Origin of the sequence: Acinetobacter sp. UBA1496 (assembly GCF_002324975.1) — a bacterium.
Lineage (GTDB): Bacteria > Pseudomonadota > Gammaproteobacteria > Pseudomonadales > Moraxellaceae > Acinetobacter > Acinetobacter variabilis.
In genome coordinates this window covers 16,945-30,211 of the sequence record NZ_DCRI01000078.1, presented here as the reverse complement: position 1 = coordinate 30,211, position 13,267 = coordinate 16,945, and the positions used below count along the sequence as shown (strand labels likewise).

The 13,267-nt window shown below is 42.1% G+C and carries 12 protein-coding genes; 4 read left to right on the top strand and 8 right to left on the bottom strand.

Going from position 1 to position 13,267, the window contains the following annotated elements; all coding sequences use genetic code 11:
* Positions 1 to 2: 2 nt before the first annotated feature.
* The 3 genes from nrdR to glnK form a co-directional block, all read right to left on the bottom strand.
* Positions 3 to 470 carry a transcriptional regulator NrdR gene (nrdR, locus tag B3143_RS09055; RefSeq protein ID WP_004787309.1) on the bottom strand — a complete coding sequence of 156 codons (468 nt, stop codon included), beginning with the start codon at positions 468 to 470 and terminating at the stop codon, positions 3 to 5.
* A 139-nt stretch (positions 471 to 609) separates the two neighbouring features.
* On the bottom strand, positions 610 to 2,025 hold the full coding sequence (locus B3143_RS09050) for an ammonium transporter (protein WP_286740147.1): 1,416 nt from the start codon (positions 2,023 to 2,025) through the stop codon (positions 610 to 612).
* A 60-nt stretch (positions 2,026 to 2,085) separates the two neighbouring features.
* Entirely contained in the window at positions 2,086 to 2,424 is a 339-nt protein-coding gene (glnK, locus tag B3143_RS09045) for a P-II family nitrogen regulator (RefSeq protein ID WP_004650081.1), read from the bottom strand.
* Positions 2,425 to 2,702: 278 nt separating this feature from the next.
* Between glnK and B3143_RS09040 the strand changes: the two genes are divergently transcribed.
* Together B3143_RS09040 and B3143_RS09035 are read left to right on the top strand one after the other, a co-directional pair.
* Positions 2,703 to 2,930, top strand: coding sequence for an accessory factor UbiK family protein (locus B3143_RS09040; RefSeq protein WP_034169813.1), 228 nt, complete (start codon positions 2,703 to 2,705; stop codon positions 2,928 to 2,930).
* 65 nt (positions 2,931 to 2,995) lie between these two features.
* Complete coding sequence (locus B3143_RS09035; protein ID WP_286740146.1) at positions 2,996 to 4,483, top strand: YifB family Mg chelatase-like AAA ATPase; 1,488 nt, start codon at positions 2,996 to 2,998, stop codon at positions 4,481 to 4,483.
* Positions 4,484 to 4,528: 45 nt separating this feature from the next.
* On the opposite strand, the gene B3143_RS09030 is transcribed toward B3143_RS09035, so the two are convergent.
* Complete coding sequence (locus B3143_RS09030) at positions 4,529 to 5,260, bottom strand: TorF family putative porin (protein WP_125279424.1); 732 nt, start codon at positions 5,258 to 5,260, stop codon at positions 4,529 to 4,531.
* Between the two features lie 867 nt (positions 5,261 to 6,127).
* Here B3143_RS09030 and B3143_RS09025 point away from each other — a divergent pair.
* Positions 6,128 to 7,465 carry an OprD family outer membrane porin gene (locus tag B3143_RS09025; RefSeq protein WP_286740144.1) on the top strand — a complete coding sequence of 446 codons (1,338 nt, stop codon included), beginning with the start codon at positions 6,128 to 6,130 and terminating at the stop codon, positions 7,463 to 7,465.
* A gap of 100 nt (positions 7,466 to 7,565) precedes the next feature.
* Here B3143_RS09025 and ppa read toward each other — a convergent pair whose 3' ends face one another.
* Together ppa and B3143_RS09015 are read right to left on the bottom strand one after the other, a co-directional pair.
* Positions 7,566 to 8,102, bottom strand: a complete 537-nt coding sequence (gene ppa / locus B3143_RS09020; RefSeq protein WP_005233448.1) for an inorganic diphosphatase — start codon at positions 8,100 to 8,102, stop codon at positions 7,566 to 7,568.
* A gap of 120 nt (positions 8,103 to 8,222) precedes the next feature.
* Positions 8,223 to 8,621: an MAPEG family protein gene (locus B3143_RS09015; RefSeq protein WP_034169791.1), complete on the bottom strand. Its 399-nt coding sequence runs from the start codon at positions 8,619 to 8,621 to the stop codon at positions 8,223 to 8,225.
* 100 nt (positions 8,622 to 8,721) lie between these two features.
* Between B3143_RS09015 and B3143_RS09010 the strand changes: the two genes are divergently transcribed.
* Positions 8,722 to 9,108 (top strand): hypothetical protein, encoded by a 387-nt coding sequence (locus tag B3143_RS09010; RefSeq protein WP_004787363.1) that lies wholly within the window; start codon positions 8,722 to 8,724, stop codon positions 9,106 to 9,108.
* A gap of 37 nt (positions 9,109 to 9,145) precedes the next feature.
* On the opposite strand, the gene B3143_RS09005 is transcribed toward B3143_RS09010, so the two are convergent.
* Together B3143_RS09005 and parC are read right to left on the bottom strand one after the other, a co-directional pair.
* Positions 9,146 to 10,822, bottom strand: coding sequence for a long-chain-fatty-acid--CoA ligase (locus B3143_RS09005; protein ID WP_005233446.1), 1,677 nt, complete (start codon positions 10,820 to 10,822; stop codon positions 9,146 to 9,148).
* A 150-nt stretch (positions 10,823 to 10,972) separates the two neighbouring features.
* Positions 10,973 to 13,192 carry a DNA topoisomerase IV subunit A gene (gene parC / locus B3143_RS09000; RefSeq protein ID WP_286740141.1) on the bottom strand — a complete coding sequence of 740 codons (2,220 nt, stop codon included), beginning with the start codon at positions 13,190 to 13,192 and terminating at the stop codon, positions 10,973 to 10,975.
* Positions 13,193 to 13,267 lie beyond the last annotated feature (75 nt).

Sequence of the window (13,267 nt, the reverse complement as noted above, 5' to 3'; positions counted from 1 at the left end):
GCTTATTCTTGAAACTCACCGCGTTGCTGCATTTGTTCAATCTGACGACGAAAGGCTTCGACATCCTGGAAGTCCTGATAGACTGAAGCAAAACGGACATAAGCGACATGATCAAGTGCAAATAGAGATTGCATGACAATTTCACCAATCGTGCGTGATTTCACATCACGTTCACCCAAACGGCGAATCTGTAATTGAATATCACTGAGCACCGTTTCAATCTGTTCTTGCGTCACAGGACGTTTCTGCAAGGCATGCATCAGTGAACGGCGTAATTTGGCTTCATCAAAGGGTTCATTCTTGCCATCAGATTTAATGACACGCGGCATCACCACTTCATAACTTTCAAAGGTGGTAAAGCGTTCATTACAACTGACGCATTCACGACGGCGGCGAATCTGGCAACCTTCAGCGGCCAGGCGTGAATCAATCACTTTACTGTCTGGTGTATTGCAAAATGGGCAATGCATAGCGGTTTAATTGAACAAATCCTGATGATTTCCGAGTGTAGCAAAAATTCCAAACTTTGTAGAGTTTTACGCAACATATAGAAAAAAAACAGCCCATATGGGCTGTTTTACACAATATATTGATTATTGTTTTAGCAGATTATTCTACGCGTTCGCCATGTTGACTCAAGTCCAGACCCATACGTTCATCATCAGAAGAAACACGGATACCGATGATCAGATCGATCACCTTAAGAATCACAAAAGTTAATACTGCAGAGTAAGCGATGGTTGCAAGTACACCTTCAACTTGAACCCAAAGTTGGCTCATTACATTTGCTGGAGCAGCATCACCCATGATGAATTCGCTTGCAAAGAATGCTGTCAGAATCGCACCAACGATACCACCGACGCCATGCAGACCAAAGGCATCTAGAGAATCGTCGGCTTTCAGTACACGTTTCAAGGCAGTAATACCCCAGAAACATACCACACCACCGATCAGACCCATTGCCAGTGCACCACCGACAGTAACGAAACCAGCTGCTGGAGTAATCACCACCAGACCTGCTACCGCACCAGAAGCACCGCCTAATACAGAGGCTTTACCACGTACTACTTTTTCAGTAATTAACCAAGAGATTGCTGCTGCCGCTGCTGCAACTTGAGTTACGATCAGTGCATAGCCTGCAGAACCATTTGCACCCAATGCTGAACCACCGTTGAAGCCGAACCAGCCTACCCAAAGTAAGCTTGCACCGACGACGGTTAAAGTCAGATTATGTGGCGCCATTGATTCACGGCCAAGGCCCATACGTTTACCTAGCATGTAGGCTGCAACCAGACCCGCTACACCTGAGTTGATGTGAACGACTGTACCACCAGCAAAGTCAAGCGCACCATCGTTGCCTAACCAGCCACCACCCCATACCCAGTGAGTAATTGGCGCATAAACTAGAATCACCCAAAGTGTAATAAATGCCACAAAAGCACCAAACTTCATACGTTCCGCAATTGAACCGCTGATGATGGCAACCGTAATAATGGCAAACGTCATTTGGAAGATCACGAACAGGATTTCAGGAATTGTGCCGGATAGCGCATCGGTGGTTATTCCAGCCAGCATGAGCTTGTCCAGACTGCCGATAAAGGCATTTCCTTCACCAAAGGCCAAGGTATAGCCAATCACGACCCAAGCAATACTGACTACGGCTGCAGCAACAAAGCTGTGTGCCATTGTTGCCAGCACATTTTTCTTACGAACCATACCGCCATAGAACAGGGCTAAACCTGGAATGGTCATCAGTAATACAAGGGCTGTTGAAGTGAGAATCCAGGCTGTATCGCCAGTATCGAGAGTAGCTTCTTCTTCTGTAGGCGCTGCTGGTTCAGCTGGTGCCACTTCAGCAATCTCTGCTGTAGTTGTGTCTGTTGTTGTAAGTGAAGTATCACCAGTCTCTGCAACAAGTGCGACTTCTTCAGTAGGTGTTGGTGCTGTTACGGCCTCTTCAGCCCACGCAACAGAACCACCTAAAAGAGCGCTGGACAAGCCGAACGCCATTAGCATTTTTTTCATTCGTATCCCCCAACCATGTTTTTTGTGAGTTATTAGGTACTCAGCAAACTTCGTGCCAAATTAAACAGCGTCTGCACCTGTTTCACCGGTACGAATACGGATGACTTGTTCTAAGTTAGTTACGAAAATTTTTCCGTCACCGATTTTGCCAGTGCTTGCAACACGAGTAATTGATTCAATTACCGAATCAACCATTTCGTCGCTGATTGCGATTTCAATTTTGACTTTCGGTAGGAAATCTACAACGTATTCAGCACCACGATAAAGTTCAGTATGGCCTTTTTGACGACCAAAGCCTTTGACTTCAGTCACAGTGATGCCTTGAACACCAATTTCAGATAATGCTTCACGCACATCATCCAATTTGAAAGGTTTTACAATTGCAGTTACGAGCTTCATGTTTGTTTTCCTTCGGCTTATTTCACCAGTAAGGTTTTATGTTCAAATTTCATGCCAAGATTCCTAAGGTCGGGGGAAATTAGAAAGCCCGGCACGATGTTTCTTGCTCCTTTATTTTATACTTATAACGTATTGGAATCTGCACAAATTGGATATTTTTTATGTGGATTTTTACAATATTACTAATCGAAGCAGCCTATATTTTATCTGAAATACTGTCAGTCACTCTTGCAGCAATGCTACACTGTCCGCGCATTTATATGGCGATGGATCGGATTATGATTGAAACCCTGTTACAAGCAATTTTGCAGCAAGTTGAACAACCTAAAAAGGATCTGGAACACAATCTGCGTGCCCTGCTCAATGAAGCCGTTAGCAAGATGGATTTAGTGTCTAAAGAAGAGCTTGAACGCCAACGCACTGCCCTAAATAATGCCAATCAGCGTTTAAATGATTTACTAAAACAAGTCGAAGAGCTAGAAGAAAAAATCTCGATTAAAAAATAAGCACAACTACAGTGCACAAAAGACACGAGAACAATAAAAATAATGCACTATATTGGAACAACAATATGTCTTTTGCCAAAATTTATACGCGAGGCCTGTTAGGCCTGCATGCACCTTTAATTGAAGTCGAAGTCCATGTCAGTTCTGGCATGCCTTCCCTCACCATTGTGGGGCTTCCTGAAGCCGCAGTCAGAGAAAGTAAGGATCGGGTTCGCTCTGCCATTCTGAATAGTGGCTTTCAGTTTCCGACTAAACGCCTGACGATTAATCTGGCACCTGCCGATCTACCTAAAGATGGCTCACGTTTAGACTTGCCGATTGCGCTAGGAATTTTACTGGCCTCAGGGCAGCTTCCAGAAAATTGTACTGATAATCTTGAGTTTATTGGGGAGCTGGCCCTAGATGGTCAATTGCGGCCTGTAACAGGCATCTTGAGCATTGCAATCGCCTGCCAGCAGGCACAGCACCAGCTGATCTTGCCTAGTCCGAATGCTCAGGAAGCCTCTCAGCTCCCGGATTTTCAGGTATTTGCTGCCAATCATTTACAGGAAGTCTGTGCACATCTGGCTCAAGCAGAAACCTTGACCCCGTTTAAGACCAGTCCATTAGATCAGCACTCTTTTTATAAATTTGATCTAGCGGATGTGAAAGGACAATTGCGACCACGACGTGCCTTAGAAATTGCAGCTGCAGGTGGCCATTCCCTGCTGTTCCGCGGCCCACCTGGTACAGGTAAAACCTTGTTAGCATCGCGCCTTGCCAGTATTTTACCGCCCTTAAATACTCAGGAAAATCTGGAAGTTGCCAGTATCTATTCAATTGCTAATGCCAATCATCCCTTTGGCCAGCGGCCATTTCGGGCACCGCATCATACTGCCTCTGCCATTGCACTGGTCGGCGGTGGCTCACATCCTAAACCTGGAGAGATCACACTGGCACATTTGGGCGTGTTATTTCTGGACGAACTGCCTGAGTTTGACCGCAAGGTACTCGAAGTATTACGTCAGCCGCTTGAGTCCAAAGAAATTGTGATTTCGCGTGCTTCCCGGCAAATTACCTTTCCAGCCAATTTTCAGCTGGTGGCAGCCATGAATCCTTGTCCATGCGGTTATGCATTTAATCAGGACATCCGCTGTCAATGTTCACCTGAAACCATCAAGCGTTATCAGAACCGGATTTCTGGTCCATTACTGGATCGGATTGACCTGCATATTGACGTACCACCTTTACAGGCACAGGAGTTACAGGACAATAAACCTGTCGAAAACTCTGAAACGGTCAGACAACGCGTGATTACCGCTTATAACATTCAGATCAAACGGCAAAATGCCTTAAACATGAGTCTTAGCCCAAAACAACTGGAACAATATGCCCCTCTCGATCCACCAGCTCAAAAAATGATTGAACTGGCTCAGCAGAAACTGAATTTATCAGCACGAGGCTATCATCGGATTTTGCGTGTTGCCCGAACCATTGCCGATCTTAACCAAAGTCTAGATATTCAGACTGGGCATTTATCGGAAGCCCTGTCTTATCGCGGGCAACACATTTAAATAATAAAAAAGGCGACTTAGAGTCGCCTTTTTATTTAGAGAAAATTAGAAGCTATAACCTAATCCGAATACTACTTTGTTCTTTTGTTTCACATCCATACGATCATAACCACCAATAATGTAATTGATGCTTGCAGTCACACCAGTATCTGCAAGAGGTTTACTTAAACCGATGTCAAAATGACGGAAACCAAAACTTTCCGTAGTTCCTTCGATATCACCTGATTTTTCATAAGCATATAAGCCTAAAGCTGTATCCAAGCTGAAATCTTGTGGTAAAGCATAGCTATAAGTAGCTTTTAAATAGGTATCACCTGCATTGCCCCAAGTGGTATCTTCAAGAAGAGTTTGTGCTGTAATACCTAAATCTTTATAGCTCAGACCTAATAACAGCTCAAATCCATTCGTTTCTTCATCAGATTCATAATAATAGTAGTAAGTCGTACCGATCGTTAAACCCAAATCATCATTTACCGAATGGCTGTAGCCTGCATAGAAATTATTTTCAAAAGCATCACGGCCTTCTTCAACCAAAGAATAATCTAAGGTAGAACCCCACCAACCAACATAGAAGCCAGAGGAATGATTATAGTCAAGCCCACCTTGTAAAGTAGCTCCGCTATTTTCAGGTGTGTTGGTAATCCCACGCAGGTTATAGCTTGAAAGTACACTGATATTCCCAGAAACTGAATGTTCAGCAGCTGGTTCATCCGCGAAAGTGAAAGAAGATGCAGCACCTAGTAAAGCAAAAGATAATACTTTTAATGTTGATTTCATTGTATGACTCCCCCAGATCGTTTGAGACGTTTTTATGATATTGATTAAACTCGAGTTCGAAATTTGCAAGAGCTATGCCAATCTGGAATAAAACAACTAAAATCTGATGAATAAAAATAAAATAAATCACTAGGTATTTGTTTTTAAATTATATTTAAATTTTTAAAAAAAGTACTTTGATAGATTCTTTTTAACATTAGCCCTTTTTCAAAGATTTATTTTCTTTTTTCGGCCTTATACATAATCATTTACAAGTTGCGCCATTTTGAAACTTTTTTCGCTTTGATTAAATTTTGTGCTAAAAAAAGGTGCAGAAATAAAAGGTAAAGAAGCAGATTGCTTTATTCGAGTTTTTGATTCTTACCCAAACTCAGAAATTTCTGGATTAAAAAGTTCAAAATAGTGCTAAGCAACAAAAAGTGACTCTCATAGAATGACTTTTTATTATTCGGAAATCTATCAGCATTTTTGGATTTATAAATATTTAAATTAAATATTTATAAATTAAAATTCAATAATTTATAATCAATTCTCACTTTTAAGAAATTATTAATGGATAGTCTGAGACAGAAAATGAAGATTTTGAACACTCAACTTTTTCATTCTAAGAATTTCAATTTTAAATATTATTGATGCACTCATGAGTCATACCCTTCAGAGAATTTAGATTTAAAAAATATCTTTGTTTTTATTTGTTTTTTTACTATATGGTCAGGAGTTAGACTGTTAGATCTCTTACCATTATTCACTTTAGATTAAAAAAATCCCTCGACTTTAGTGGAGTATCGTAAATAAAAATGACATTTATTCAGCGAATCTTATACAATTCCTAAAAATTTTCATCAATTTGTATAAGGCTCTCTCCCAATGCAAAACACAAAAAAATTAACATTGGCAGTTTTGATTCAGGCTGCATTGATCTCAACCACTTTTGCTAGCGAGCAAAGTGAGTCTAAAGGTTTTGTAGAAGATGCAGAAGGATCTGTACTTTTCCGTACAGGTTATTTATCTCGTGATAAGAAAAATGGCGTAGCAGATACAAGTTCAGCTGCACAGACTGCAATCGTAAAACTGGATTCTGGCTTTACTCAAGGTGTAGTCGGTTTTGGTGCCGGGATCATCGGTGATGCATCATTCAAGCTTGGGGAAAATGCGCATGCTGGTAACGGCATGATTCCTCTCCATAATAATGGAGCAAAAGATGAGAATGGTCATGTTGATTCCTATGACCATTGGGCACGTGGTGGTGCTTATGTGAAAGCTCGTGTATCTAATACCACTGCTGTATATGGTACCCAAGTCTTAGATCTTCCTGTATTGGCATCAAATACTGCACGTCTTGTTCCTGAATACTTTGAAGGCGTATTAGTGACGAGTAATGAAATTGACAACCTGTCATTAACAGCTGGTAAATTTACTAAAAACCAATATTCAGACCAAATCAACTCTGATGGTAACGAGCTGGATCGTGCTGTTGTTTGGGGTGCGAAATATAAATTTAGTGATGCTTTAAACGCTTCTTACTATGGTACAGATATTAAAGACCGTTTAGACCGTCATTATGTAAATGCGAACTATAGCTATGCAGTAGCCAATGGCGGCACTTTAACTCACGATTTTAGTGGCTATCATACCGAGTGGGATAAAAAAGCTGACGGTGGTGCATATACTTATTCTCATACCACAAATGACTTAAGTAACTTAAGCAACAATATTTGGGCTATTTCTACCACTTACAATACTGGTCCGCACAATGTCATGGTGGCTTACCAACAAAATACTGGTAACACAGGCTATGACTATGGTTTGGGTCGCGGTGTAGGTGATGGTCATCAAACGATTTATCTACCAAACTCATACCTGTCTGACTTCATTGGTAATAATGAAAAATCAGCACAACTTCAATACACATTTGACTTCGGTGCTGTAAATGTTCCTGGTCTATCTTGGACTTCAGCATTTGTATATGGTTGGGATATTGATGTAGCAGGTAGTCCAGATCGTTCTCAGTTAGTGACTAATGATGCACAAGAACGTGAATTCTTTAACCAGGTGAAATACACTGTTCAATCTGGTTTTGCTAAAGATGCGAGCTTGCGTTTACGTCACTCTTACTACCGTGCAAGCAATGATTACCAATCTAACTACATTGGTGACACCAACGAATGGCGTATCTGGTTAGACATTCCTGTGAAATTATTCTAATTCACCCGAATTTCAAGCCATAATAAAAAACCTGCACATTGTGCAGGTTTTTTTGTTTAAGCTTTAAAAAGTTAAAGACTCAAACTGAAAAGCAAATGAATTATTTATTTGCTTCTGCATAAGCTGCAATTGAGCTAAGTACTTCCTGTTTTGCAACATCAGCACCTTCCCAACCACTTAACTTAACCCATTTACCTGGTTCCAAGTCTTTGTAGTGCTGGAAGAAGTGTTCGATTTGGCTAATCAGTAATGGAGGAAGATCAGTATATTCTTGAACATCTTTGTAGATCGGAGTCAGTTTGTCGTGTGGAACTGCAACCAGTTTCGCATCAACACCACCGTCATCTTCCATGTTCAGTTTACCAACAGGACGGCAACGAATTACAGAACCTGGCTCTACTGGATGTGGAGTTACCACCAATACGTCTAGAGGGTCGCCATCTAGAGAAAGTGTATTTGGTACATAACCATAGTTTGCTGGGTAGAACATTGCTGTACCCATGAAACGGTCTACAAACAATGCATCAGAATCTTTATCGATTTCATATTTGATTGGTGCTGCATTTGCAGGAATTTCGATAATGACATAGATGTCGTTTGGCGCATCTTTACCCGCTGGGATATTGCTGTAGCTCATAGCATCACTCTTTAACAAGTTATATCTTTTAAAAACCGCGACAATTATAACGGTTTTTACAGATTTTTTTTGATTTTAAAATACCGAACTGTAAATATCTCAAACTGCTTTATTTTTGGCTTAAGAGATTTTGATAATTAACAGCAGTAAGGTTATTGGACATAATAAGGATAACAGCCAGACAATTGAACGTAAGGTCGACCAGTTCGCCAGATAACAGATCCCATAGATGACCCGAAAAACTAGATAGGCAATCCCAAAGGTCATGACCAGACTTTGTGTAACGACCATATATTCTGCCATCAGAATCGAGGCGATAAAGAGCGGTAAGCTTTCAAAGCTGTTCTGCTGAGCAGCATTGGCGCGACTGGCCAGGCCTGTGGACTTTTCTAAAAATGCCCGTGGATTCTGATTGTCTTTTGCACGAAACCCTGCCGATTTTTTCGCAATCAAGGTAAAAACATAAGGTAAAAGACAAGCTGCCAAAATGAGATAGATAACCCCACTAATGCTATGCATCTGATTTTTCTCTTGAGAATTTTTATGTCTATCATAGCATGGCGTTTCGTGAATAAATTTTGTTAAATAGAGTGTTTTTATAAATGATTAAGGATTCACTATGGTCAGCCCTGATCAAAATGAAATGTTCGATGTCCTCGAGAAACAGCGCCAGCATCAACGTCAAGTGGATCGCGTATTAAAAATCGTATTACCGATTGTTGCATTTCTGATGGCCGTCATTTGTGCCAATATGAATATCTGGTCTCCCCTCTTTACCTTTGCCATCTTATGGATTGCTTTTTATGCGGTAGGCATCAAGCGTATGCCGATCTGGCACTGGGTAGTCGCGATCATCATTTATTGCCTGATAGATAATATTCTCAGTTATGGCAGTTTTAATTTGAGAGGATTTAACCGCCAGTTTGGCACCATGTTTATTTTCTTGGGTGTGATCGGGGTAGGTCGTCCTTACTTCGACCGCTGGCTAATGAAAAAAGAGAATTAAAAAAAGCGCCCTTAGGCGCTTTTTTTAATTGCAGGATTTATGCAGACTTACGTAGGTCTTTACGCAGGATTTTGCCTACGTTAGATTTCGGTAACTCGTCCATAAATTCCACATAACGTGGGCGTTTATAACCGGTCAGGTTTTCTTTCGCAAATGCCAGAACTTCTTCAGTCGTCAATGAAGGATCTTTCTTCACAACAAACAATTTTGGCACTTCACCTGATTTTTCATCTGGTACACCAATTGCAGCCACTTCCAGTACCTTTGGATGTTTCGCAACGACTTCTTCAATTTCAGAAGGATAAACGTTGAAGCCAGAGACCAGAATCATGTCTTTCTTACGGTCAACGATTTTGATGTAACCACGTGAATCCATAACACCGATATCACCGGTACGGAAGAAGCCATTTACCATCACTTTATCGGTTTCATCCGGACGGTTCCAATAGCCTTTCATCACTTGAGGACCACGGATTGAGATTTCACCCTGCTCACCGAGTGCAACCTCATTACCGTCATCATCCAGAATTGCAACTTCAGTCAAAGGTAACGGAATACCAATCGTACCGCTAAATGCTTCAGATGCTGGCGGGTTCGCAGTTGCTACTGGAGAAGTTTCAGACAGGCCATAACCTTCAATGATGTTAGTGCCAGTAATTTTCTTCCAAGCTTCTGCAGTAGAAGGCAGAACAGCCATACCACCGCCCATCGCCATTTTTAAACGGCTATGATCCAGTTGCTTGAACTCTTCGTTGTTTACAAGCGCATTAAACAGCGTGTTCACAGCAGGAAAGAATGTTGGCTGGTATTTACGTAATTCTTTCATCACCGCAGGCAGATCACGCGGGTTAGGAATCAGAACGTTCGCCTGACCTTTATACATGCCGTAAAGTGCACAGACCATGAAAGCAAAGATGTGATAAAGCGGTAAAGCACAGAAAATACGGTCATCTGGCTGGCCATCTTGCGCACCGAATTTGCTCTGGAAGATACCGTCACACTGCAACAGGTTAGCAACTAGGTTACGATGGGTCAGTTCAGCACCTTTAGAAACACCAGTAGTACCACCTGTGTACTGAAGTACAGCAGTATCACTCAAAGTCAATTCAGGGCGTTTATAGTTGCTTGGGTTAACTTTATTCAGGGCTGCATTGAACTTGATGTGACCTGGAATATCCCATGCCGGAATCTGCTTACGTACTGAACGTAATACAAAGTTCACCAAAGTACCTTTTAAAGCACCCAGCATGTCACCCACAGAAGCAACCACGACGTGCTTCACAGGTGTTTTGCCAATAATTGACTGATAAACGCTTGCAAAGTTCTCAATAATGACCAGAACTTCAGCGCCAGAATCTTTTAATTGATGCTCAAGCTCACGTGATGTATACAGTGGATTTACATTCACCAGTACTAAACCAGCGCGGAACACCCCCAATGCTACGACCGGATACTGAAGAACGTTTGGCATCATTACGGCAACACGTGTGCCTTTTGCCAGACCCAAACTTTGCAAATATGCTGCGAATTTACGACTAGCTTCTTCCAACTCATTGAACGTTAAAGTCTTATCCATAAAGATAAAGGCATCACGTGAGCCAAATTTTTGGAAATTGCGTTCAAAAATATCAACCAGAGATGTATTTTCTGCTGGTAATTCTACAGTTTCTGGAATCCCTGTTTTTTGGTATTCAGCGAACCAAATCTTTTCCATAATGCCAATCTCTCCAATCATAATCCTTAGTAGTTCAACTGTTTTTTTCAATGCTGCACGTCATTTTTTAGACTTGTATATGTGCAACATTGCATCCATTTGTCGAATCGTTACTCATATATAACGTATTTCGATTCATGGATGCTAGTATTATCTTTGAATCAACAGTTTATTTGCTTTTTGATATCCACGTGGTAACAGGGTTCCTTTAGAGCCTCGTTTCCCAATATATTTTTGCAGGTCATCCCCTTTAAGTTTTAATTGTTGCTGTCCTGCAAGCACTTGAATTATTTCATCAAGTTTCAATATTGTCATGGATAAAATTTGATCTTTATTTTCAAGTTGTATCAATTTATTACCTTTACCTTTATTGAGTACAGGTAATTCCGACAGATCAACAACCAGTAGACGGCCAGCTGAACTGAGTAGTGCAACATGAGTTGCGTCTTCCAGCGGTTGCAGGTTCATGACCTGTGCACCTTCAGATAGGTTCAGGAAAGCCTTACCAGCTTTGGCATTGGTATCCAGCTGCTTGGCCTGGGTTTTAAATCCATAACCTTTACTGCTGACTGCCAAGATTTCCGCATCATCTTCAGCGACCAACACCTGCTTGAAGCCTACCCCACTTGCCGGAGACAGTTTTGAACTCAATGGTTCACCAAGTCCTCGTGCCGATGGCAGGCTATTGATTGGCAAACCATAGCTACGACCACTATCGTCTAATACATAGACGCGTTGATTAGACTTACCTTGGGCATGACTGAGATACTGATCGCCCACACGGAAATTCAGATTTTCAGCATCCACCTCATGCCCTTTGGCACAGCGAATCCAGCCCGCTTCAGACAATACGACCGTTACAGGATCCGCTGGCAGCATTTCAGTTTCATCAATTGCAGCGGCTTCGGCACGTTGTACGATTGGAGAACGGCGATCATCCCCAAATTTCTTGGCATCTTCTTTTAATTCATTGATGATCAAGGTTTTTAAAGACTCAGGATTCGCCAACTGTTCACGAATCACCGCAGCTTTGGCTTCCAGCTCTTCCTGTTCGCGGCGCAGTTCCATTTCTTCGAGTTTGGCCAGATGACGCAGCTTGAGTTCTAAAATGGCTTCGGCCTGAATCTCATCAATACCGAACCGTTCCATCAACACCGGTTTAGGCTGATCTTCCTCACGAATAATCCGAATCACTTCATCAATATTTAGGTAAGCAATGATCAAACCGCCGAGAATATGCAGGCGTTTTTCGATCTTGTTCAGATGATATTGCAGACGGCGAGTAACAGTAGTCTTACGGATTTCGATCCATTCCAGCAGAATACGACGAATCGATTTCACTTGTGGACGGCCATCCGCGCCAATCATGTTCATATTGACGCGATAGCTGGATTCGAGATCAGTGGTCGCAAATAGGTGGCTCATTACCGCTTCCGCATCAATACGGTTCGAACGCAGTACCACCACTAAACGTGTTGGATTCTCATGATCCGATTCATCACGAACATCAGTGACAAATGGCAGCTTTTTTGCCTGCATTTGATCTGCAATCTGGCTGATGATTTTTGAACCGGATACCTGATACGGCAATTCGGTAATCACGATTTCATTTTTATCAATGGTATATACCGCACGCATGCGATAGCTGCCACGACCTGTCGTCTGAATTTTAAGCAGCTCTGATGGTGGGGTGATGATTTCTGCTTTGGTCGGTAAATCCGGTCCCGGAATGTATTCTGCCATTTTGGCATCGGTCAGGTTCGGATTACGGATCAGGGCGATAGTACCTTTCACCACTTCGCGCAAGTTGTGCGGCGGAATATCGGTCGCCATCCCCACAGCAATCCCGGTGGTACCATTTAGCAGGATATTGGGAACACGTGCCGGCAAGTTGATCGGTTCTTTCATCGAACCATCAAAGTTATCCTGCCAGTCACAGGTACCCTGTCCTAGTTCGGATAAAAGCAGTTCACTATATTGCGATAGCTTGGCTTCAGTATAACGCATCGCTGCAAAGGATTTAGGATCATCCGGTGACCCCCAGTTGCCCTGTCCTTCAATAAATGGATAGCGATAACTGAATGGCTGCGCCATCAGGACCATGGCTTCATAACAAGCCGAGTCACCATGTGGGTGGTATTTACCCAGTACATCCCCGACAGTACGTGCCGATTTTTTCGGTTTACTGGTCCATTTCAGACCCAGTTCACTCATGGCATAGACAATACGGCGCTGTACCGGTTTCAAACCGTCACTGATATGTGGCAATGCACGATCCATAATCACGTACATGGCATAATTTAAATAAGCTTGTTCGGTAAATTCGGCTACGGAACGGTTTTCTGTCGCATGATGCGCAAGGCTTGTCATAACAACCTATAATCCTAAAATTCGTTTTTGTATCAATGTTTCTTATGCTAAGTCGCGGCTGTGTGCTGCACAAGG

Coding starts and splice junctions, on each gene's coding strand:
- nrdR (WP_004787309.1), bottom strand. CDS start 470: ATGCATTGCCCATTTTGCAATACACCAGACAGTAAAGTGATTGATTCA.
- B3143_RS09050 (WP_286740147.1), bottom strand. CDS start 2,025: ATGAAAAAAATGCTAATGGCGTTCGGCTTGTCCAGCGCTCTTTTAGGT.
- glnK (WP_004650081.1), bottom strand. CDS start 2,424: ATGAAGCTCGTAACTGCAATTGTAAAACCTTTCAAATTGGATGATGTG.
- B3143_RS09040 (WP_034169813.1), top strand. CDS start 2,703: ATGATTGAAACCCTGTTACAAGCAATTTTGCAGCAAGTTGAACAACCT.
- B3143_RS09035 (WP_286740146.1), top strand. CDS start 2,996: ATGTCTTTTGCCAAAATTTATACGCGAGGCCTGTTAGGCCTGCATGCA.
- B3143_RS09030 (WP_125279424.1), bottom strand. CDS start 5,260: ATGAAATCAACATTAAAAGTATTATCTTTTGCTTTACTAGGTGCTGCA.
- B3143_RS09025 (WP_286740144.1), top strand. CDS start 6,128: ATGCAAAACACAAAAAAATTAACATTGGCAGTTTTGATTCAGGCTGCA.
- ppa (WP_005233448.1), bottom strand. CDS start 8,102: ATGAGCTACAGCAATATCCCAGCGGGTAAAGATGCGCCAAACGACATC.
- B3143_RS09015 (WP_034169791.1), bottom strand. CDS start 8,621: ATGCATAGCATTAGTGGGGTTATCTATCTCATTTTGGCAGCTTGTCTT.
- B3143_RS09010 (WP_004787363.1), top strand. CDS start 8,722: ATGGTCAGCCCTGATCAAAATGAAATGTTCGATGTCCTCGAGAAACAG.
- B3143_RS09005 (WP_005233446.1), bottom strand. CDS start 10,822: ATGGAAAAGATTTGGTTCGCTGAATACCAAAAAACAGGGATTCCAGAA.
- parC (WP_286740141.1), bottom strand. CDS start 13,192: ATGACAAGCCTTGCGCATCATGCGACAGAAAACCGTTCCGTAGCCGAA.